This is a genomic window from Acetobacter sp. AAB5, from assembly GCF_050106715.1.
GTDB classification, from domain to species: domain Bacteria; phylum Pseudomonadota; class Alphaproteobacteria; order Acetobacterales; family Acetobacteraceae; genus Acetobacter; species Acetobacter oryzifermentans.
Window position 1 is genome coordinate 109,349 of sequence record NZ_JBNIEW010000004.1, and the last position, 16,964, is coordinate 126,312.

At 49.2% G+C, this 16,964-nt stretch carries 19 protein-coding genes and 2 tRNA genes; 8 read left to right on the forward strand and 13 right to left on the reverse strand.

Features of this window, described 5'->3' with window-relative positions; genetic code table 11:
• Window positions 1–20: 20 nt before the first annotated feature.
• Window positions 21–1,352, reverse strand: coding sequence for a tRNA uridine-5-carboxymethylaminomethyl(34) synthesis GTPase MnmE (mnmE, locus tag ACP7IZ_RS06370; protein WP_426848327.1), 1,332 nt, complete (start codon window positions 1,350–1,352; stop codon window positions 21–23).
• Window positions 1,353–1,513: 161 nt separating this feature from the next.
• On the opposite strand from mnmE, the gene ACP7IZ_RS06375 reads away from it, so the two are divergent.
• On the forward strand, window positions 1,514–1,978 hold the full coding sequence (locus ACP7IZ_RS06375; protein WP_426848329.1) for a methylated-DNA--[protein]-cysteine S-methyltransferase: 465 nt from the start codon (window positions 1,514–1,516) through the stop codon (window positions 1,976–1,978).
• Between the two features lie 46 nt (window positions 1,979–2,024).
• Here ACP7IZ_RS06375 and ACP7IZ_RS06380 read toward each other — a convergent pair whose 3' ends face one another.
• The gene (locus tag ACP7IZ_RS06380; RefSeq protein ID WP_426848330.1) at window positions 2,025–2,738 is read right to left on the reverse strand and encodes a hypothetical protein; all 714 of its coding nucleotides are present in this window, start codon (window positions 2,736–2,738) and stop codon (window positions 2,025–2,027) included.
• A gap of 253 nt (window positions 2,739–2,991) precedes the next feature.
• Here ACP7IZ_RS06380 and ACP7IZ_RS06385 point away from each other — a divergent pair, with 253 nt between their 5' ends.
• Window positions 2,992–3,435 (forward strand): hypothetical protein, encoded by a 444-nt coding sequence (locus ACP7IZ_RS06385; protein WP_426848331.1) that lies wholly within the window; start codon window positions 2,992–2,994, stop codon window positions 3,433–3,435.
• 110 nt (window positions 3,436–3,545) lie between these two features.
• On the opposite strand, the gene ACP7IZ_RS06390 is transcribed toward ACP7IZ_RS06385, so the two are convergent.
• The 3 genes from ACP7IZ_RS06390 to ACP7IZ_RS06400 all read right to left on the reverse strand — a co-directional run bounded on the left by ACP7IZ_RS06390 (window position 3,546) and on the right by ACP7IZ_RS06400 (window position 5,566).
• Window positions 3,546–3,622, reverse strand: a tRNA-Pro gene (locus tag ACP7IZ_RS06390).
• Between the two features lie 78 nt (window positions 3,623–3,700).
• A complete protein-coding gene (locus ACP7IZ_RS06395; protein ID WP_426848332.1) occupies window positions 3,701–4,285 on the reverse strand; it encodes a TIGR00730 family Rossman fold protein in 585 nt (194 codons plus the stop codon).
• Between the two features lie 48 nt (window positions 4,286–4,333).
• Entirely contained in the window at window positions 4,334–5,566 is a 1,233-nt protein-coding gene (locus ACP7IZ_RS06400) for an MFS transporter (protein WP_426848333.1), read from the reverse strand.
• 96 nt (window positions 5,567–5,662) lie between these two features.
• Between ACP7IZ_RS06400 and ACP7IZ_RS06405 the strand changes: the two genes are divergently transcribed.
• Window positions 5,663–6,238 (forward strand): NUDIX domain-containing protein, encoded by a 576-nt coding sequence (locus ACP7IZ_RS06405; RefSeq protein ID WP_426848334.1) that lies wholly within the window; start codon window positions 5,663–5,665, stop codon window positions 6,236–6,238.
• 33 nt (window positions 6,239–6,271) lie between these two features.
• Here ACP7IZ_RS06405 and hemJ read toward each other — a convergent pair whose 3' ends face one another.
• Genes hemJ through hemE form a run of 3 tightly spaced genes read right to left on the reverse strand, consistent with a single transcriptional unit; the run spans window position 6,272 to window position 8,504 of the window.
• Entirely contained in the window at window positions 6,272–6,724 is a 453-nt protein-coding gene (gene hemJ, locus ACP7IZ_RS06410; protein WP_426848394.1) for a protoporphyrinogen oxidase HemJ, read from the reverse strand.
• Between the two features lie 2 nt (window positions 6,725–6,726).
• A complete protein-coding gene (locus ACP7IZ_RS06415; RefSeq protein WP_426848395.1) occupies window positions 6,727–7,428 on the reverse strand; it encodes an HAD family hydrolase in 702 nt (233 codons plus the stop codon).
• Window positions 7,425–8,504, reverse strand: a complete 1,080-nt coding sequence (gene hemE / locus ACP7IZ_RS06420) for a uroporphyrinogen decarboxylase (RefSeq protein WP_426848335.1) — start codon at window positions 8,502–8,504, stop codon at window positions 7,425–7,427. Before hemE ends, ACP7IZ_RS06415 begins: the two co-directional genes overlap by 4 nt.
• Window positions 8,505–8,873: 369 nt before the next feature.
• Between hemE and ACP7IZ_RS06425 the strand changes: the two genes are divergently transcribed.
• The 3 genes from ACP7IZ_RS06425 to pgm all read left to right on the forward strand — a co-directional run bounded on the left by ACP7IZ_RS06425 (window position 8,874) and on the right by pgm (window position 11,702).
• Window positions 8,874–9,506: a Maf family protein gene (locus ACP7IZ_RS06425; protein ID WP_426848336.1), complete on the forward strand. Its 633-nt coding sequence runs from the start codon at window positions 8,874–8,876 to the stop codon at window positions 9,504–9,506.
• Between the two features lie 90 nt (window positions 9,507–9,596).
• A tRNA-Ala gene (locus ACP7IZ_RS06430) sits at window positions 9,597–9,672 on the forward strand.
• Window positions 9,673–10,034: 362 nt separating this feature from the next.
• Entirely contained in the window at window positions 10,035–11,702 is a 1,668-nt protein-coding gene (gene pgm / locus ACP7IZ_RS06435; RefSeq protein WP_426848337.1) for a phosphoglucomutase (alpha-D-glucose-1,6-bisphosphate-dependent), read from the forward strand.
• 112 nt (window positions 11,703–11,814) lie between these two features.
• Here the strand turns inward: pgm and ACP7IZ_RS06440 are convergent, their stop codons facing one another.
• Entirely contained in the window at window positions 11,815–12,294 is a 480-nt protein-coding gene (locus ACP7IZ_RS06440; RefSeq protein WP_426848338.1) for a YaiI/YqxD family protein, read from the reverse strand.
• Between the two features lie 240 nt (window positions 12,295–12,534).
• On the opposite strand from ACP7IZ_RS06440, the gene ACP7IZ_RS06445 reads away from it, so the two are divergent.
• Both ACP7IZ_RS06445 and ACP7IZ_RS06450 read left to right on the forward strand, forming a co-directional pair.
• On the forward strand, window positions 12,535–13,059 hold the full coding sequence (locus ACP7IZ_RS06445) for a Spy/CpxP family protein refolding chaperone (protein WP_426848340.1): 525 nt from the start codon (window positions 12,535–12,537) through the stop codon (window positions 13,057–13,059).
• A 135-nt stretch (window positions 13,060–13,194) separates the two neighbouring features.
• Window positions 13,195–14,436, forward strand: coding sequence for a multidrug effflux MFS transporter (locus tag ACP7IZ_RS06450; RefSeq protein ID WP_426848341.1), 1,242 nt, complete (start codon window positions 13,195–13,197; stop codon window positions 14,434–14,436).
• 27 nt (window positions 14,437–14,463) lie between these two features.
• Here the strand turns inward: ACP7IZ_RS06450 and ACP7IZ_RS06455 are convergent, their stop codons facing one another.
• The 4 genes from ACP7IZ_RS06455 to ACP7IZ_RS06470 are packed head-to-tail and all read right to left on the reverse strand — an operon-like array spanning window position 14,464 to window position 16,771.
• Window positions 14,464–14,850 (reverse strand): hypothetical protein, encoded by a 387-nt coding sequence (locus tag ACP7IZ_RS06455; RefSeq protein ID WP_426848342.1) that lies wholly within the window; start codon window positions 14,848–14,850, stop codon window positions 14,464–14,466.
• 30 nt (window positions 14,851–14,880) lie between these two features.
• Window positions 14,881–15,066 (reverse strand): Trm112 family protein, encoded by a 186-nt coding sequence (locus tag ACP7IZ_RS06460; RefSeq protein WP_003623252.1) that lies wholly within the window; start codon window positions 15,064–15,066, stop codon window positions 14,881–14,883.
• 26 nt (window positions 15,067–15,092) lie between these two features.
• Complete coding sequence (locus ACP7IZ_RS06465; protein ID WP_006116601.1) at window positions 15,093–15,797, reverse strand: LON peptidase substrate-binding domain-containing protein; 705 nt, start codon at window positions 15,795–15,797, stop codon at window positions 15,093–15,095.
• Window positions 15,798–15,811: 14 nt separating this feature from the next.
• Window positions 15,812–16,771, reverse strand: coding sequence for a tetratricopeptide repeat protein (locus ACP7IZ_RS06470; RefSeq protein WP_426848343.1), 960 nt, complete (start codon window positions 16,769–16,771; stop codon window positions 15,812–15,814).
• Between the last annotated feature and the right edge of the window lie 193 nt (window positions 16,772–16,964).

Here is a 16,964-nt window from a genome sequence, read left to right on the forward strand (position 1 = left end):
GCTTGCCCTTCCTGCACACCTTACTTTCCAATACAAAACTGGCCGAATATCGTATCCAGCAGATCTTCTACACCAACATGGCCAGTTAACCGTCCCAATGCCCGCATAGCTAACCGTAGCTCTTCGCCGCGCAATTCTGGCCAGTCCTGCTGCAACGCAGCATGGAGGCACTGTACAGCCTCCTGCACACCAGCTTTGTGCCGTGCACGCGTAAGAAGCGGTGCACCTGATATAGATGCCGCCGTTAGTTCCTCAACTTTTCTTTGCAGAAAAGTGTAGAGTTCCGGCAGCCCTTCTCCTGTTTTCAAACTGATAGCACGAACATTCTTACCTTGAATGGCTTCTGGAATTTCTCCGATATCAGCTTTGTTTCCTATCAAAACTGCATCGGAGAAAACATCATCCGGCAGCTCATTCGCTGGGAACATTTGTAACACACAGTCAGCCTGTTTCACGTGAAACAATGCGCGGCGCACCCCTTCAGCCTCAATTTCATCATCTGTTTCTCGCAAGCCTGCGGTATCAACAAATGTCACCTTTATCCCGGCAAGAATACAGGCCACCTCCAAGGCATCGCGCGTTGTCCCAGCCTTGGAAGATACGATGGCGGTATCCCTTCCCGTAAGCCAATTTAACAAACTGCTTTTGCCTGCATTTGGTGGGCCTGTAATGGCAAATACCACCCCTTGCCGTATCCTCTCTCCATGTTCTCCATCAGCTATATGCTGTTGCATTTCAAACTGAAGTTTCTGAATTTCCTGATTGATGCCTTCTTCCACTTCAGGCGGTAAATCTTCATCTGGAAAATCTATAAGGGCTTCCTGAAAAGCGAGAATCTTTTTTAACCGCTCGGACCAGCCTGAATATAAATGGCTTAATGCACCATCTGCCTGCGCCAAAGCCAATTTTCTCTGCCCATCGGTTTCAGCTGCAACCAGATCAGCAATACCTTCGGCTTCAACCAGATCCATACGACCATTTACAAATGCACGTCTTGTAAATTCACCGGGCTCCGCTGGGCGCGCGCCCAACTGAACCAAGGCTTCGGAAACAGCACGAATAATGGCTGGTCCTGCATGCAGATGCAGTTCAAACCCATCTTCCCCTGTATAACTCTGCGGCCCGGGAAACCAGAGAACCAGTGCCTCATCTAGCAAGTCATCCTGAACAGATGCGTTTTTCCAGATTTTGCGAAGAACAGCCTTACGCGCTTCTGGCACCTTGCCACAAAGCTGTAAAAGAATATTACGGCTTCCTGCGCCACTCACACGCAAAACTGCAATTGCCGCACGCTCTATTCCTGTTGAAAGCGCAAAGATTGTATCTTCAGTCTGATACCCCAACGCGGCCATCCTTCCCGTTATCGTATGCCTGCTTCTTCTTGCTGCTTCTAATGCAGTTTTTCATGCAAACGTAGGGTTAAAAAATGATAGCCTCCCCCTTGCCCTCGTGATGAACACACTCCGGTGACACAACACCAAAAGATTTTAAACAAAAGTAAGGTTATCTTTTTATGCCCCAACTCTCGCTGCACTCCCCTTTAGGTCCGATCACTTTATCTGAGGAAGAGGGAAAAATTATATCTTTGGATTGGGGATGGGGGCGAGATCAAACCGAAACCCCTCTGCTCTGCCAAGCGCGTGAATGGTTGGATAATTGGTTTGATGATCCTCAGGCTATAGGTGCTTTTCCGTTTCCGCTAGATCCTTATGGAACAGCTTATCAGAAAAAAATTTGGGCAGCATTGCAGGAAATTCCTGTAGGCGAGACAATCACATATGGAGAACTCGCCAAAAAAATCGGCGGTAGCCCTCAGTCAGTTGGTCAAGCTGTCGGAAGAAACCCCATTCCTATTCTTATTCCCTGCCACCGCGTTGTGGGGGCTTCTAGCTTAGGGGGATATTCAGGAGATGGTGGTGTGGATGATAAAGCATGGCTTCTCCGCTTAGAGGGAGCCAAATTTCCACACCACACCTAAACTGTTCTGATACGGATTCTAGCATTACAGAATAAGCTTCTGTTTCCTATTTTCTGTCACAGCTTTCTGTGCGGGTATTGAAAAATTTTCCGGCACTACATCTGACAACGGAAGATGAATCCGTATCATTTCCATAACTTGTGGGGGGTGGATAAGAAGGTGCACTCTCCCCCTGCTGAGCACCATTATAATAGTAGGATGGTGGGGCATAAATGCTCTGCTGTGGGGCCGAATTATACTCGGATGCAGCCGCACTTCCTATCGCTAAACCAAGCACGGAACCGAACATAAACGGAGCTCCCCAGCCCCAGCCACCACCCCAATAAGGGTATCCCCACGGGCCGCCATAGCCCCAACCATAATACGGATAACCCCAGCCCCACGGGCCACCACCCCAGCCGCCGTACCAACCGCCGCCCCATGGGCGTCCTCCCCAGCCACCGCCACGCCACGGGCCGCCACCCCAACCACCGGGCCCACCTGGACCTCCACGTGGGCCACTGAAGCCACCACGAGGAAAACCTCCTCCTGGGCCACCAAAGCCACCATGACCAAATCCGCCACCACCAGGACCGCCGAAGCCACCGTGGCCAAATCCACCACCACCGGGACCGCCAAATCCACCATGGCCAAATCCGCCCCCTCCACCAAAGCCACCCCCGCCTGGCCCGGGATGAGCATGTGCTGAAAATACAGGAACGCTAAGCCCGCATACCAAAAGGGCTGCCAGCCCTATTTTTTTGGATATTGCAGTCCACATAACACCGGTGCCCTTTGCACTTAACTTCGGATACTGCTGCACGACATAATGCCGTAATGTGTCTTTCTTCTAACTATTACATGGGCATTAAAAGACAATTTGCCACTGCTTTTTCTCCTGATCTGCTAGGATAAAAGCTCAGATTCATGTTGTGTTTTTTGCATCCCTGATATACATTTTACTCATTGGAGGAAGCGGAGAAGAATTATCTTCTGCTTTGCCCCCTAACACCCCAAATTAGGAGGCCGGACTCATGGCATGGAAAAAAGCAACTTTTGTTTCCCTATGGCTAGCTGCCCTTAGCCTGGCCATCTGCTCCACTTTTATTTTTATTGCATGCGGGCTTAAGTTTTCTATTTTTCATTCTGGCCTCACTGTAAACCAGTCTGATTTTGTAGATAACACGCCCTTTTCTGTATATTTGTGGCAGATGCTGCCTGAAACAACACGTTGGAATGATTACGTGTTTTCTGGCCCAGGTTTGATTGGTCTGGCAGCTTTCTTGGCGAGCATTGGCTTAGGTTCTTATGCTGCCATTAAGCTGGAAGAAATCAACCACGCAGCACTTGCGGCTAAAAAGACAGAAATGCATCGTTGGGATTCTTTGCTTATTGGCTCTTCCTTGGAAGACACATTGCAGAATTTTCAGCATCCAAATGCATCAGATGTGCAGTCTTACGCCGTTAAAAGTGCCTGATAACCGAATATAATGTATGAAAATGCTTCTGCTTGGAATCTATTCCGGGCAGAAGCTTTTTTATGCAATATGCATTACATAGTGCATCATAACAATTTTAAGGGAAAACTTGGTCGGAGTGAGAAGATTCGAACTTCCGGCCCCTGCGTCCCGAACACAGTGCTCTACCAGGCTGAGCTACACTCCGATTACACGCTGCCTATACAGTGCTCTGGCCTGAGAAGCAAGAGTAGAAATGAACCTTCCTACCCTTGCCCATCTTATTTTACATCACATCCATACCCAACGCTTCTGTATGCTCTGTAACGCGGGAACATTCCAGAGCAGCGGCAGCATTCGGCACAACGCTTAACAGAGATCTCGCATCTACTGAGGCAAATCCTTGTTTCACCGCCTCATCAAGCATGGCTACAACCTTATCGCCCCACCCATCTACGTTAATAAGCACGATGGGCTTATCGTGGCGTTTAAGCTGCCTCCATGTCAGAATTTCCAGAAGCTCTTCAAATGTTCCAAAACCACCGGGCAAAACCCAAAAAGCATCGGCACGTGAAAACATGATCTGCTTACGGGTGTGCATGGAATCTGTAACAATCAGTTCAGAAACTTCTTCATTCATTTTTTCACGGGTTTTTAAAAATTCAGGGATAACACCCGTAACACTGCCACCTGCTTGAATAACGGCATGGGCCACAACACCCATCAGCCCATTTGCACCGCCCCCATATACCAACCGGATTCCGGCCTTGGCCAATTCTTTGCCCGTTTCCTGCGCTGCCTGCTGATACACAGGCTTTGCCCCCATGCGGGAACCACAGAACACGGCGACTGCACGCACATCAATTGTCATTCTTTATGTTCCTCCAAATGAGTTTCTAAAGTTTTAGAGAGCTGTTTCTTACGGTAAAATGGATTGTCCATTTTCCTTACGATAAACAAAAGCACATATTCCCACACCCATCAGGCTCATCAGTGCTGTTGTTAAAAACAATCCCTGATATCCCCAAAACGGAATAATAAACCCTAAAACGGGTCCTGATAGGCCAAGAGCGATATCAAGAAAAACAGAAAATGCGCCTACAGCAATCCCTTTATTTTCTGGCTTTGTGCGGGCTACAGCCCCTACCCCCAAAGCAGGAAACAAAAGTGAAAAACCGGCACCTGTTAACGCAGCCCCTATATTTGCCCAAACAGGTGAATGCCCCATAGCCAATACACATAAGCCCAAACTTTCTATGAGTAAGGAAACCAATGCAACAATTGTGCCACCACGTTTTGTTATCTGAGTTGTAAAACCAAACCGTGTCAAAACAAAAACACATCCAAAAATAGATAATGCAGTTGCAGCCCCACTCCAGTTCTGATCAGCAAAATACAACGTCAGCAAAGATGAAATAGCGCCAAACCCAATAGAACCCGCAGCCAGAGCCATGCCATATGGAGCAACCTGACCAAAAACTGTCATAAAGGAATGGCGCTTACCCGTAGATGGGGAAAGCGGTTTAACTGCTACCTGATGCCATGCCCACGGCACCCCCAAAAGCAGCATCAGCATACAGCACAGGCCTATGCCCCAAAAACCACCTAATGCAGCATGAGACTGATAAATCATCATGGCAATAGGTGCTCCTAATGCAATGCCGCCATAAGAACACACACCATTCCAGGAGATAACGCGGGCGGTTCCGGGTGCTCCTACCCTCTGAATGTTCCAGACAATAACACCAGTCGCCACCCAGCTTTCAGATATGCCCAAAAAAATACGGCCCAGCAGAACAATTGCCAAAGCCCCTACAGGCCAGGCCATCATGGAAGGCGCAAGCATGATGAACAAACCAGAAAGCGCACCCAGAAAAAGCCCTGCAATGACAACCCTTTTAGGGCCACGTGTATCTATCCGACGGCCAGCTCCAATACGGGATATAAATGTGGCCAGATACTGAACGGAAACAGCAAACCCCGCGAGCGCAGAGCTAAATCCCAACTGTTCTTTTACAAACAATGGCACAACTGCCATTTGCAAACCGATTTCTACGTAACAAAGCAAAGTAAAAACCACGATGGCAAAAATAGACCATAGTGTTTTTCCTGCTGTATCTGGTGCTCCCTCAATATTATTATTTCCGTTCATTACATTCCTTCATGGTAATGGTATGGCATAATCAGAATCCGTACCAATTTGCTCGCATATGATAGGCGAATGCAAAGCAAAACTTAGGAATCCAGCATGAATATGTCTTCACCTGATGATGAAGGTTACATTACCGTTTCCACCCGCATTGCTTATGAAAACCCATGGACCCGTGTGCGGGAAGACATCATTCGCTTACCTAATGGTAAAGATGGCCTTTATGGCATTGTAGAAAGAGGCGAATTTGTTGTTATCCTTCCTTTGGGCACATCTACAGATGGCCATCCGACTGTAACTCTGGTCAATCAATACCGTTATCCCATTAAAAAACGGCTGTGGGAGTTACCAATGGGCATGTGGGAGACTCAACCAGATGCCAAAATAGAAGATGTTGCCGCAGGTGAATTGCGGGAAGAAACAGGCTTACGGGCCCAAACATTACAACATGCAGGTATTGTTTATCAGGGAGCGGGATATTCTACCCAGAAAGGTCACGTCTATTTGGCTACAGGATTAACCCAAGGTACGCGTCAATTAGAGGATACCGAACAAGGTATGACATGTCATACTTTTCTCCTTTCAGAAGTAGAAAATATGATACGTCAAAATGAGATTACCTGCATGGTCAGCTTAGCTGCATTTGGTCTTTTACGTATTAAAAATATGATCTAAAAATAAAAATCCCCTGATTTACAGGGGATTTTTCTAAAATGGTTGAACAACAACCATAATAACAATAATCATCATCAAGATAGTCGGCACTTCATTGGCAATACGATAAAACTTTTCTGAATGCCTATTGTGGTCAGAAGAAAAATCTTTACACCAACGCGCACAACACCCATGAAAAGCAAACATACAGAATACAGCCGTAAGTTTTGTATGCCACCATCCTGCATGCCAATTTACGCCACCTGGTGTCAGCACAAGTAGCACACCAAAAAACAGGCTAGCACACATAGCCGGTGTCATAATTGCTTTCAAAAGTCTGCGTTCCATAATTTTGAACCGCAGACTTTCCTGTGATCCGACAGCAACCTGACAATGATAAACAAATAATCGTGGCAGATAAAATAACCCAGCCATCCACGCCATAACAGACATGATATGGAAAGCTATCAGCCAACGTAACCACGGCAAAAGGGCATCTATAACCATCATCAACGCCCTTGCTGTTGCAAAGCTTTCTGAACCAAAGGTACAAATTGTGAAAGATGGTTAATTCTTAAAATATTATTCCATTTTGGAATAGGATTTCCTTCTGGCCTTAGCATCACACAGGCCATTCCGGCATCAACAGCTGCCCGTGCACCTGTATCACTGTCTTCCAGCACAAGACATTCTGCAGGAGAAACACCTTCTTCTTCTGCGGCTTTCAGATACACATCAGGTTTAGGTTTTGGAATTCCCATATCCCTTGCAGAATGAATACGGTTTTCAAAAAAGTGCTCAAGATTGGTAATGGAAAACTTTGCATCCATCTCTTCTTGAGATGAATTGGAAGCAACCCTTACAGGAATACCCATTTTTTGAATACTGTTGAGCATATCATAAACGCCCTCAACAGGTTCAACACCTTCTTTCATGGCAACCACAAAGCGTTTTTGCATCATGCTTGCCCATCCAGTCCCCAGCTTTGCGCCAGTTTCCTGCTCAATCATGTGCTGTATTCCCGGCAATGCCATGCCGGAAAATACTTTTACTGCTTGATTATCCGGCACGTTCATACCAACGCGCCGAGCTTCTTCTGCACTGATGCGACAACATGTTTCTTCGCTATCAACCAGAACACCATCGCAATCAAAAATAATAAGCTTGAGATGCCCTTGAGGAGAAAGAACGAGTGGTTGTTCTGCCATCAGGCTGTTTCCCTTATCGTGTTGACCAATTCTGCAACATGTTCAACAGGTGTTTGTGGCAAAACACCATGGCCTAAATTGAAAACATGCGCACGCCCTCGGCCAGCTTCACGAATAGCCAGTGCCTCACGCTTCATGGCATCCCCACCTGCCAATACAGAAACCGGGTCCAGATTACCTTGAATTCCAACGCGCTCTGGCAGCATGGAACGCACAATTTCCATATCTGCCCCTGTATCCAGCGCCACAACATCTACGCCGGTTTCTCGTGCATATTCGGCAACCAATACACCACTTAAACGCGGGAACCCGATAATACGGGTAGAAGGATGTCGGGCTTTAATAGCCTGAACAATCTGGCGAGATGGCGCAATAACGTGTTTGCGAAATTCTGATGGAGATAACAGGCCAGCCCATGAATCAAATAGCATGACAGCTTCAGCACCTGCTTCAATCTGCTTGCAAAGATATTCGGCTGTTGTTTGGGTAAGTAAATCCATTAACCGATCAAACAGAACAGGTTCCGCGTAAGCCATCTGCCGGGTAACAGCAAACTCCCGAGATCCATGCCCTTCAACCATGTAACAGGCAACCGTAAAGGGAGCGCCCGTAAAACCAAGCAAAGTGGTTGCACCTGGTTGTGCAACACCAATTTTGTCCGGGCCGTTCAGTTCTTTACGCAAGCGTGTCAGAGTTTCCAAAACAGGCGCTGTAATCTCGGCAATACGCGCAGGATCCAACTTGGCCAGATCCTGTTCAGAGCGAATGGCACCCAGTATAGGGCCCTTGCCTTCTACAAATTCAAGGGATTGTCCCATCGCCCATGGTAAAATCAGAATATCGGAAAACAGAATAGCGCCGTCCATTCCAAAACGTTTGATCGGCTGCAATGTCAGTTCTGTTGCAATATCTGGTGTCATGCAGCGTGTCAGAAAATCTGCTTTGGCACGCATAGCCCGAAATTCTGGCAGAAAGCGACCTGCTTGCCGCATCAGCCACATCGGAGGCGGCCACAGGGCTTCACCATTGAGTGTTCTTAAAAGCCGTTTGGCGGAGGGGATATGTTCGTCTGTCATCATGCTTCGATGTCCTGCCACGTCTTTGTTCACGCTGTCCACGCCCCTCTTCCTATAAAAAAAGAAAGAAATAGGTTTGTAGTTGTTTAAAAGTACTGTGAATGGTGGGGTACCCGGTATTCCAAAAATGTACCCCAGCTTTCCCACACTGTGTACAGATTTTAGGGTATTGGAAAACAAGGACTTTTTGAAGTTATCCAGAAAGTACCCGTACGGGGCTGTGTACAACTCACCGGTTTATCGTTTTAAAGGGTTGTGCCCGGTACTCGGTACGTCGCAGTTATGAGTTCCGTACAATCCACATGTACCCCGGTACTCAGGTGAGTACTCACAGGCCATTTTTTTACGAGTACCTGAACGGGACTCGAATTGATGCAGGATTTAGTACTAATGCCGACTCCATTACAGAACAGAGATTCGAAACTGCTTTTGGCGAGTGGTTCTTTTTCTAGGCGCAAGATGCTTGAGGATGTTGGACTGGATTTTGATGTCCAGGTTGGAAATGTAAATGAAGACATCCTTAAAGCTGCAGGCAAACGTGAGGGATGGAAGCCTGAAGCTGTGGCTCTTGGGTTGGCTGAGGCCAAGGCGCTTTCTGTCCAGCAGCCAGATGCTTTTATTATCGGCGCAGACCAGATGCTGTCCTGCGATTCCGTATGGTATGATAAGCCTAAGGATCTGGCGCAGGCTCGTGAGCAACTTCTGGCGTTAAGAGGCCATACCCATATTTTACATACGGCGGTTGTACTCTGTCGGAATGGTCAGGTGGTATGGCAGCATGTTGACCAGCCTCGTTTGACCATGCGTTTGTTTTCTGAAGCTTTTCTGGATGCCTATCTGCAAACGGAAGGCCCTGCATGTCTGGCTTCTGTGGGCGCATATCGGTTGGAAGGGCCAGGGTTGCAGCTTTTTGCATATATAGAAGGAGATTCCTTTTCCATTCAGGGGTTGCCTCTTCTGCCGCTTCTGGAAGTGTTAAGAGAGATGAAGGTGATTTTTTACTGAAAATAGGGGCTTGCCTGTTAAGGGCAGACCATGTAAGAGGCTGGGCACACACCGCATCTTAGCAGATGCTGCTGTGTGCAAGAACGATGTGGGGCCATAGCTCAGTTGGGAGAGCGCCTGAATGGCATTCAGGAGGTCGTCGGTTCGATCCCGATTGGCTCCACCAGTTCCCGTAAAAATATCCAATAAAAATCTCAAAGATAGCAATCACTTATAGGTTTTTACCTCTGTTAAGGTAAATGCTATAGAACTTACTAAATATATATCTTATCTTTTGGCAAGATATACACATAATTATTAAGTAAATATGAATACCTATAGAATAAGGTAGGGAACACTATATTCTGTGTAACTGTGCCGCATAGAAATATAAGGCACTAAAAGTCCTACCTGGTGTTTCTATTTTGAAGGCATGATGCAATTTCTATGTGTCGTCAGCTCGCCCTGCTTGGGGATGCAGGTGGACGCTGCTGATGTCGGCCTGTAAGAAAATATACGCTTTTTCGTATTGTATTTCGGGAGCAGCTAATGCCCAGCATAAGCCCATTTGCCGGCAAGCCGGTCGATCCAGACCGCCTTGTTAATATCGACGCCTTGCTTGACGCCTATTACACCCGCAAGCCTGATCCCGCTATTGCAACACAGCGTGTTGCGTTTGGTACGTCGGGGCACCGTGGGTCTGCGTTGACCACCAGTTTTAATGAAAACCACATTCTGGCGATCAGTCAGGCGATAGCTGACTACCGCAAGGGCGCAGGCATTACTGGGCCGCTATTTATCGGCATTGATACTCATGCGCTCTCGCGGCCAGCGCTAAAATCCGCGCTGGAAGTATTTGCGGCGAATGGTGTGGAAGTCCGTATTGATGCGCAGGATGGCTATACTCCCACGCCCGTCATCTCGCACGCGATCCTGACTTATAACCGCGACCGCAGTAGCGATTTGGCTGATGGCGTGGTCATTACGCCATCGCATAACCCGCCGGAAGATGGTGGCTATAAGTACAACCCCCCTCATGGCGGTCCGGCGGATACCGATATTACCAAGGTGGTGGAAAACGCGGCCAACGACTACATGGCCAAGAACATGGAAGGCGTAAAGCGTGTCGGACTTGAAGAGGCGCTGAAAGCTCCCACCACAAAGCGCCATGACTACATCACCCCGTATGTGGATGACTTGGCTGCCGTGGTGGACATGGATGTTATTCGTGAATCCGGCGTGTCCATAGGCATCGACCCGCTGGGAGGGGCTGCAGTGGATTACTGGCAGCCGATCATCGATAAATACGGCATCAATGCTACGATTGTTAGCAAGGAAGTAGATCCGACCTTTCGTTTCATGACTGCTGATTGGGACGGGAAGATCCGCATGGACTGTTCTTCTCCCTATGCCATGGCGCGCCTGGTCGGGATGAAGGACAAATTCGACATCGCCTTTGCCAATGATACTGATGCTGACCGTCATGGCATTGTGTCGGGTAAATACGGGCTTATGAATCCCAATCACTATCTTGCCGTCGCGATTGAATACCTGTTCAAAAACCGTGAAAACTGGAGCGCCCATGCAGGCGTGGGCAAAACGGTGGTTAGCAGCAGCATGATTGATCGCGTGGCCAATGAAATCGGCCGCAAGCTGGTGGAGGTGCCGGTCGGGTTCAAGTGGTTCGTTGATGGTCTGTACCACGGCACGTTGGGCTTTGGTGGGGAAGAAAGCGCGGGCGCGTCCTTCCTGCGCCGTGCTGGTACGGTATGGAGTACAGATAAGGACGGCATTATCCTTGGCCTACTGGCAGCCGAGATTACCGCCCGTACCAAGCGTAACCCCGGGGCTGCATATGAGGACATGACAAAACGTCTCGGCACGCCGTATTACGCGCGGATTGACGCCCCGGCCACTCCGGAAGAGAAGGCCATCCTGAAAAATCTGTCTCCTGAGCAGATCGGCATGACCGAACTGGCGGGAGAGCCGATCATCACGACCCTGACCAATGCGCCGGGTAACGGGGCAGCCATTGGTGGACTGAAGGTTTCTGCTCAAGACGGCTGGTTTGCTGCTCGTCCATCGGGTACGGAAAACGTCTATAAAATCTATGCTGAAAGCTTCAAGAGCGAGGCACACCTCAAGGCTATTCAGACTGAAGCGCAAAACGCAATTTCTGCATTGTTCGCGCAGGTAGCCGAAAAGAAAGCGGGCTGATTTTAGCATCACTTCCCATGCCCCTTCATTGGGGCATGGGTTGGTACTGGGGGCTCTTCAGCAAGCCTCAAGTGCACCGGAAGGCGTTTTATTCTTCTACTATTTAAGCTGCTTATTCACTCGGAAATGTCAGTGGGCGTAAGCGGGGCTTTTGTGCTTTAGTTACCAGCGTATCCAAAGCGGAAAGAAAGCGGGACCGCTCTGTTTTTCCAAATACGCTTCCACCTGGTGTCATGACACCGGCTGAACGCAAATCTGTCATCAGGTTACGCACTGCCAACGCCATACCAATGGCATCTTCATCCAGAATGCGCCCTTTAGGCTCAAGAACATATGCGCCTTTTTCAACGCATCGCGCCGCCAGCGGAATATCTGCTGTAATCACGATGTCTCTGTCTGATGCGCGCTCGGCAATCCAATCGTCTGCCACGTCTGGCCCTGCATCTACCACTATGCGCTCAATCAGAGGTGAATCCGGGATCATAATCATTCTGTTTGAGACAATGAAAACATGCAGATTGTAACGACTGGCCACACGATAGACCTCGTTTTTTACGGGGCACGCGTCAGAATCAACAAAAATACGAGTCATATCGCTAATGTGCAGCAGGAAGGCTGCAATCGCAAACTACGGCTTTAGCATGGGGGCAATCCCTTCCTTTATGCAAAGCTGGCGATACTTTGCACGCAATCTTTCTATCCAGAAGCAAAAGCAGAACATTTTTCTTTTAAATTTATGCCTTTTTTCAGACACAAGCCTTTGTCATTAGTCAGAAAGCAGACAAGGTGTTTATGCACTTTGTTACGGTAAAGATTTTATAAGGCGAATCTGATGAAAAAAGTTTTGATGGCTACAGCGCTGACGCTGGGAATGATGACCTCAGCAGTCTCTTTTGCACACGCACAGGAAGCCGCTCCGGCTGTTGGCGCACCTCCGCCGGGTGGCCCGGGCTGTGGTCCGATGCATCATCATGGCATGGGTGGCCCTATTCTGAAGCTGGATGGCGTTAAGCTGACCTCTGCCCAGAAGAAAAAGCTGAAAGCTATTTTTGACGCAAACAAGCCTTCAGACCCGAAAGCGGACATGGAGCAGATTCACAGCCTGCACCAGCAGGAACGTGAAGTGCTGACAACACCGGGTCCGGTTGATCAGGCTAAGTTGCAGCAGATTGAACAGCAGATCAGCACCATGCAGACCGAGCGCGCAACACAGCGCCTGCAGGTTGAAACGCAGGTTCATGATATTCTGACCAAGAAACAGCTGAAGCAGATTGCCGAACGCCCTGAACCCCAGATGCCGCCAATGTGCGGAAACGGTGCACCTCCGGCTCCGCCGGCAGCAACCGAAAGCAAATAAGCTTCTGCAAAAAAGCTGCCAGATATTCTGGCAGCTTTTTTTATGCCTTAGCATTGATGCGTTGTGTCTGCATTCATAGACAAATGGTGCAGATCAAGAGAAAGAACAGAACGTTTTTTCTCGGTGCCTGATATCATGACAACATCTTCTACCCATCCTGCCCTTTTTAAAAATGGGCTGCCGTTGCAGCTTATCCTGCTTTTGGGGCTTGTTACGGCAATTGGCCCGCTTGCTACAGACATGTATCTTCCGGCTTTTCCTGATGTTGAGCGGGATTTGGGCGGTGGCGCTGGTTCTGCTCAGTTTACACTGGGGGCATGGTTTCTAGGGCTGGCGTTTGGTCAATTCTCTCAAGGTCCGCTGTCAGATAGGTTTGGGCGCAAGGCTCCTTTGGTTATAGGGCTTGCCGTCTTTGCGGTTGCATCTGCCATGTGTGCTGTGGTGCGGGATTACCATCTGTTCTGTATCATGCGTTTTATTGGTGCATTTGGTGGTTCTGCCAGCGCAGTTATTCCGCGTGCCATTGTAAGAGATGTGGCAACCGGCAAAAAAGGTGCGCATATTATGGCGCAGCTTACACTGGTGTTTGGTGTGATGCCTGTGTTGGCCCCCAGCATGGGTAGCTTGGTGCTGGAATTTGGGAACTGGCGGTGGATATTCTGGAGTGGCACTCTATACGCCGTTCTGGGTATGATTGGCATTATATACATGCTGCCAGATACGCTGTCTCCCGCGCATCGGATGCGCTTGGCGCCCTTTGAAATTTTTACCCGTTACCGCACGATCCTGCGTGAACCTGTTTTTCTTTCCAATGCGCTTATAACAACATTTTCTACTTTTGTGATGTTCGCCTATTTGGGAAGCGCGCCCGTTCTGTTTGAACAGGTTCTTCATTTTTCTCCCACAGCTTTTGGCGTGTTTTTTGGTGCAAATGCTGCTGCTTTTATTTTGGGAACCCAGATTAACGGCAGGCTTGTGCATAGGTTTGCCATGCCTGCTTTGCTAGAGGCCGCCATTGTCTGGGCTTTGGTGATGGGCGGCATTTTTGTGGTAGTGGCTTGTTCCGGTTTGGCAGGCCTTGCGCATCCGTGGCTGACATGCGGGCTGATTACATGCATTACCGGCGCATTGGGGTTTATTGGGCCAAACGGTACCGTAATGGCATTTTCACGCCATGCACATCAGGCGGGCAGTGCTTCTGCCTTGCTTGGCACAATGCAGTTTAGCCTTGGCTCATTAAGCAGTGTTCTGGTGGGTGTTTTGCCCGGAGGTGGCGCTATTCCAACAGCTATTGGCATGATGACAGGTGTTATCGGTATGGTCTGTGCCAATATCCTGCGCCGCAGGCATACAGACAAAGCAGAGCATGAACATTAAATAAAGCGTGCAGGAAAACCTTTGGCGTTAATGGCCAGAAGACCTATCAGACGGTTTGCCGTAAATAGCTTGGGTTTGTGGGGTAACAGTATGCCCGTCTTCTGTTTCCATGGATCCAGCAGCGCCAGAACCTGCATCGGGCAGTGTTTCGTAACGTTCTTCAGGTTTGGGGGGCTGAGCCTCTGCTGGCTTGCCCTCACGGGCAGCTTGGGCTTCTCGCAGGTTTTCTTCCTGTTCTGCCGCCTTGGCTTCTGCCGGAGCAGCTTCGGGCAAAAAGCGCCCTGGCCGCTCAGGGGGAACGTCAATATTTTCCCCCTCAATAGGCCCGTGACATGCCACCAGCAGTGGAGAGACCAATAGAAGGTTTCCGATCAGGGTGCCTGTTTTTTTCGCCAGAAGCATGGACGGGTTCATTGTAAAGGAGAAAGAGAGAAAGCTGTGAGATCAGCTTTCTAGGCGGCGTGCTTCGTCTGGCAGCATGATGGGGATGCCATCACGGATAGGAAAGGCAAGACCAGCCTTTTTGCTGATCAGTTCATTTGTTTCAGCATTGTAAGTCAGAGGCCCTTTGGTAACAGGGCACACAAGCACCGAAAGAAGCCGGGAATCAAGCGGAGGTGTGTCAGACATCAGTTCTCTGTTCCTCAGTAAAAGGTTCAGGAAGGCGGGCCTTCCTGTTCCGGACCAGACAGGTCTAGCAGTGTTTGCAGCACCCGCACACGGTCAGTTAGATCTTCGGCATCAAGCAATGCCTGTTTTTCTGCCGGAGGGAAAGGACAGATCATGGGCAATGTCACCAGCAAGATATCATCATCCATCTGTTCCAGCAGAGACCAGCGTGCCTGTAGCCCTTTTTTCTGGAAGTAACGCCGCATGGAGCCTAGAAGCTTTTCACGGTCAAACGGAGCAGACGGAATTTCGTTCAGATCCCCAGCAAAAGTGGAAACATCTATCCTTGCTTGCCGATACCCGCGTGTTTCTCCTGTTTCACGCAGGAGCCTAAAGCGCGTAAGGCCTGCAAGCGTAACGGCATAAGTACCATCTGCTCGCTCGGTAAAGGAAACAATCCGGCCAAGGCACCCTATCGGGTACAGTGGTGGGGCGCTGTTAGCTTCATCTTCTTCTTCCCGCCAACGCGGCTGGATCATGCCTATCAGGCGCTGCGTTGCCAGTGCATCTTCCACCAATGCAATATAGCGTGGTTCAAACACGTTAAGCGGCAGTCTTCCACGAGGCAGAAGAACAACGCCGCTTAACGGGAACAGACCAATTTCCGGAGGGATATCGGCTAAAGTGACATCCCCTAGTTTGGGAACCCGCCGGGGGATGTCATCTTCATCTTGAAAAAATACTGCAGCCAAAAAGTTTTACATCCTCATGAAAACAGCATGGAGGACAGACGACGGCGCGAAACCGCAGTTGCGGGTTCTTCATTACCCCATGCTTCAAAAAAACGCAGAAGCTGCTGTTTGGCAGCCCCTTCCTTCCAGTTACGGTCTGCCTTGATGATATGTAGCAGTTCATTCGCGGCTTCTTCGCGCTTTCCGGCAGCATTCAGGGCTGTTGCCAGTTCGCAGCGTGCTTCAAAATCTTCCGGGTTGGCGGCAAGGCGTGCGTGAATGCTTTCCATTTCCTCTGCTGCTTTGCGCCCTTCCTTTTTCAGGTCCAGTGCGGCACGTGCGCCAGCCACTTCCGGGCTATCGGTTATTTTAGCAGGTACATCTGCCAGAGCGGCAACGGCGGCATCTTCATCATCCAGTGCCAGCATGGCGCGGATAAGCCCACCCCATGCGCGTGGGTTTTCTGGCTCTTCCCCAATAACGGAGGAATACAGTTCTGCCGCACGAGCTGGCATTTCAGTTTCCAGCGCCACATCAGCTTCACGCAGTTGTTCTGTTGCAGGCAGAATGCCGCCACCGCTGCTTTTTAGAATGTTTTCGACAAACTTCTTGATTTCGCTTTCCGGCAAAGCACCTTGGAACAGATCCAGAATCTGCCCTTTCCAGAAGGCAGCAACCAATGGAATAGACTGTAGCGGCAAACCAACCTGCGCAAGCTGCCCAGCTAGAGCACGGTTTGCTTCAATATCAATTTTAACCAAGCGCACTTTGCCGCGTGCTGCTGTCACCACTTTTTCCAGCACAGGAGCAAGCTGCTTGCACGGGCCACACCAATCTGCCCAGAAATCAACCAACACAGGAACAGAACGGCTTGCTTCAATCACATCCTGCATGAATGTGGCCTGAGACCCATCCGTAATCACAGGTGCCGTGCTCTGAGGTGCTATGGTGCCGTTTTGTGTATCAGACTGCGGCTGACCGATAAGGTGTTCCATATGTTCCTGTATCCTTAATCCAATGCTGCGGTCAGTATGGAAAATATCCTTCTGGCCGACTTTGATCTGTTTATATGTTCTAGATGGTCAATCAGAGCATGATGCGCAATGGCAATTAGGGCATGGCTTGCCCATATCAGATTAAAGACAATGGCTGCCGCCGCCTTATCACGCATTGCATGAAGGTGGCCTT

Coding starts and splice junctions, on each gene's coding strand:
- mnmE (WP_426848327.1), bottom strand. CDS start 1,352: ATGGCCGCGTTGGGGTATCAGACTGAAGATACAATCTTTGCGCTTTCA.
- ACP7IZ_RS06375 (WP_426848329.1), top strand. CDS start 1,514: ATGCCCCAACTCTCGCTGCACTCCCCTTTAGGTCCGATCACTTTATCT.
- ACP7IZ_RS06380 (WP_426848330.1), bottom strand. CDS start 2,738: ATGTGGACTGCAATATCCAAAAAAATAGGGCTGGCAGCCCTTTTGGTA.
- ACP7IZ_RS06385 (WP_426848331.1), top strand. CDS start 2,992: ATGGCATGGAAAAAAGCAACTTTTGTTTCCCTATGGCTAGCTGCCCTT.
- ACP7IZ_RS06395 (WP_426848332.1), bottom strand. CDS start 4,285: ATGACAATTGATGTGCGTGCAGTCGCCGTGTTCTGTGGTTCCCGCATG.
- ACP7IZ_RS06400 (WP_426848333.1), bottom strand. CDS start 5,566: ATGAACGGAAATAATAATATTGAGGGAGCACCAGATACAGCAGGAAAA.
- ACP7IZ_RS06405 (WP_426848334.1), top strand. CDS start 5,663: ATGAATATGTCTTCACCTGATGATGAAGGTTACATTACCGTTTCCACC.
- hemJ (WP_426848394.1), bottom strand. CDS start 6,724: ATGGTTATAGATGCCCTTTTGCCGTGGTTACGTTGGCTGATAGCTTTC.
- hemE (WP_426848335.1), bottom strand. CDS start 8,504: ATGATGACAGACGAACATATCCCCTCCGCCAAACGGCTTTTAAGAACA.
- ACP7IZ_RS06425 (WP_426848336.1), top strand. CDS start 8,874: ATGCAGGATTTAGTACTAATGCCGACTCCATTACAGAACAGAGATTCG.
- pgm (WP_426848337.1), top strand. CDS start 10,035: ATGCCCAGCATAAGCCCATTTGCCGGCAAGCCGGTCGATCCAGACCGC.
- ACP7IZ_RS06440 (WP_426848338.1), bottom strand. CDS start 12,294: ATGACTCGTATTTTTGTTGATTCTGACGCGTGCCCCGTAAAAAACGAG.
- ACP7IZ_RS06445 (WP_426848340.1), top strand. CDS start 12,535: ATGAAAAAAGTTTTGATGGCTACAGCGCTGACGCTGGGAATGATGACC.
- ACP7IZ_RS06450 (WP_426848341.1), top strand. CDS start 13,195: ATGACAACATCTTCTACCCATCCTGCCCTTTTTAAAAATGGGCTGCCG.
- ACP7IZ_RS06455 (WP_426848342.1), bottom strand. CDS start 14,850: ATGAACCCGTCCATGCTTCTGGCGAAAAAAACAGGCACCCTGATCGGA.
- ACP7IZ_RS06460 (WP_003623252.1), bottom strand. CDS start 15,066: ATGTCTGACACACCTCCGCTTGATTCCCGGCTTCTTTCGGTGCTTGTG.
- ACP7IZ_RS06470 (WP_426848343.1), bottom strand. CDS start 16,771: ATGGAACACCTTATCGGTCAGCCGCAGTCTGATACACAAAACGGCACC.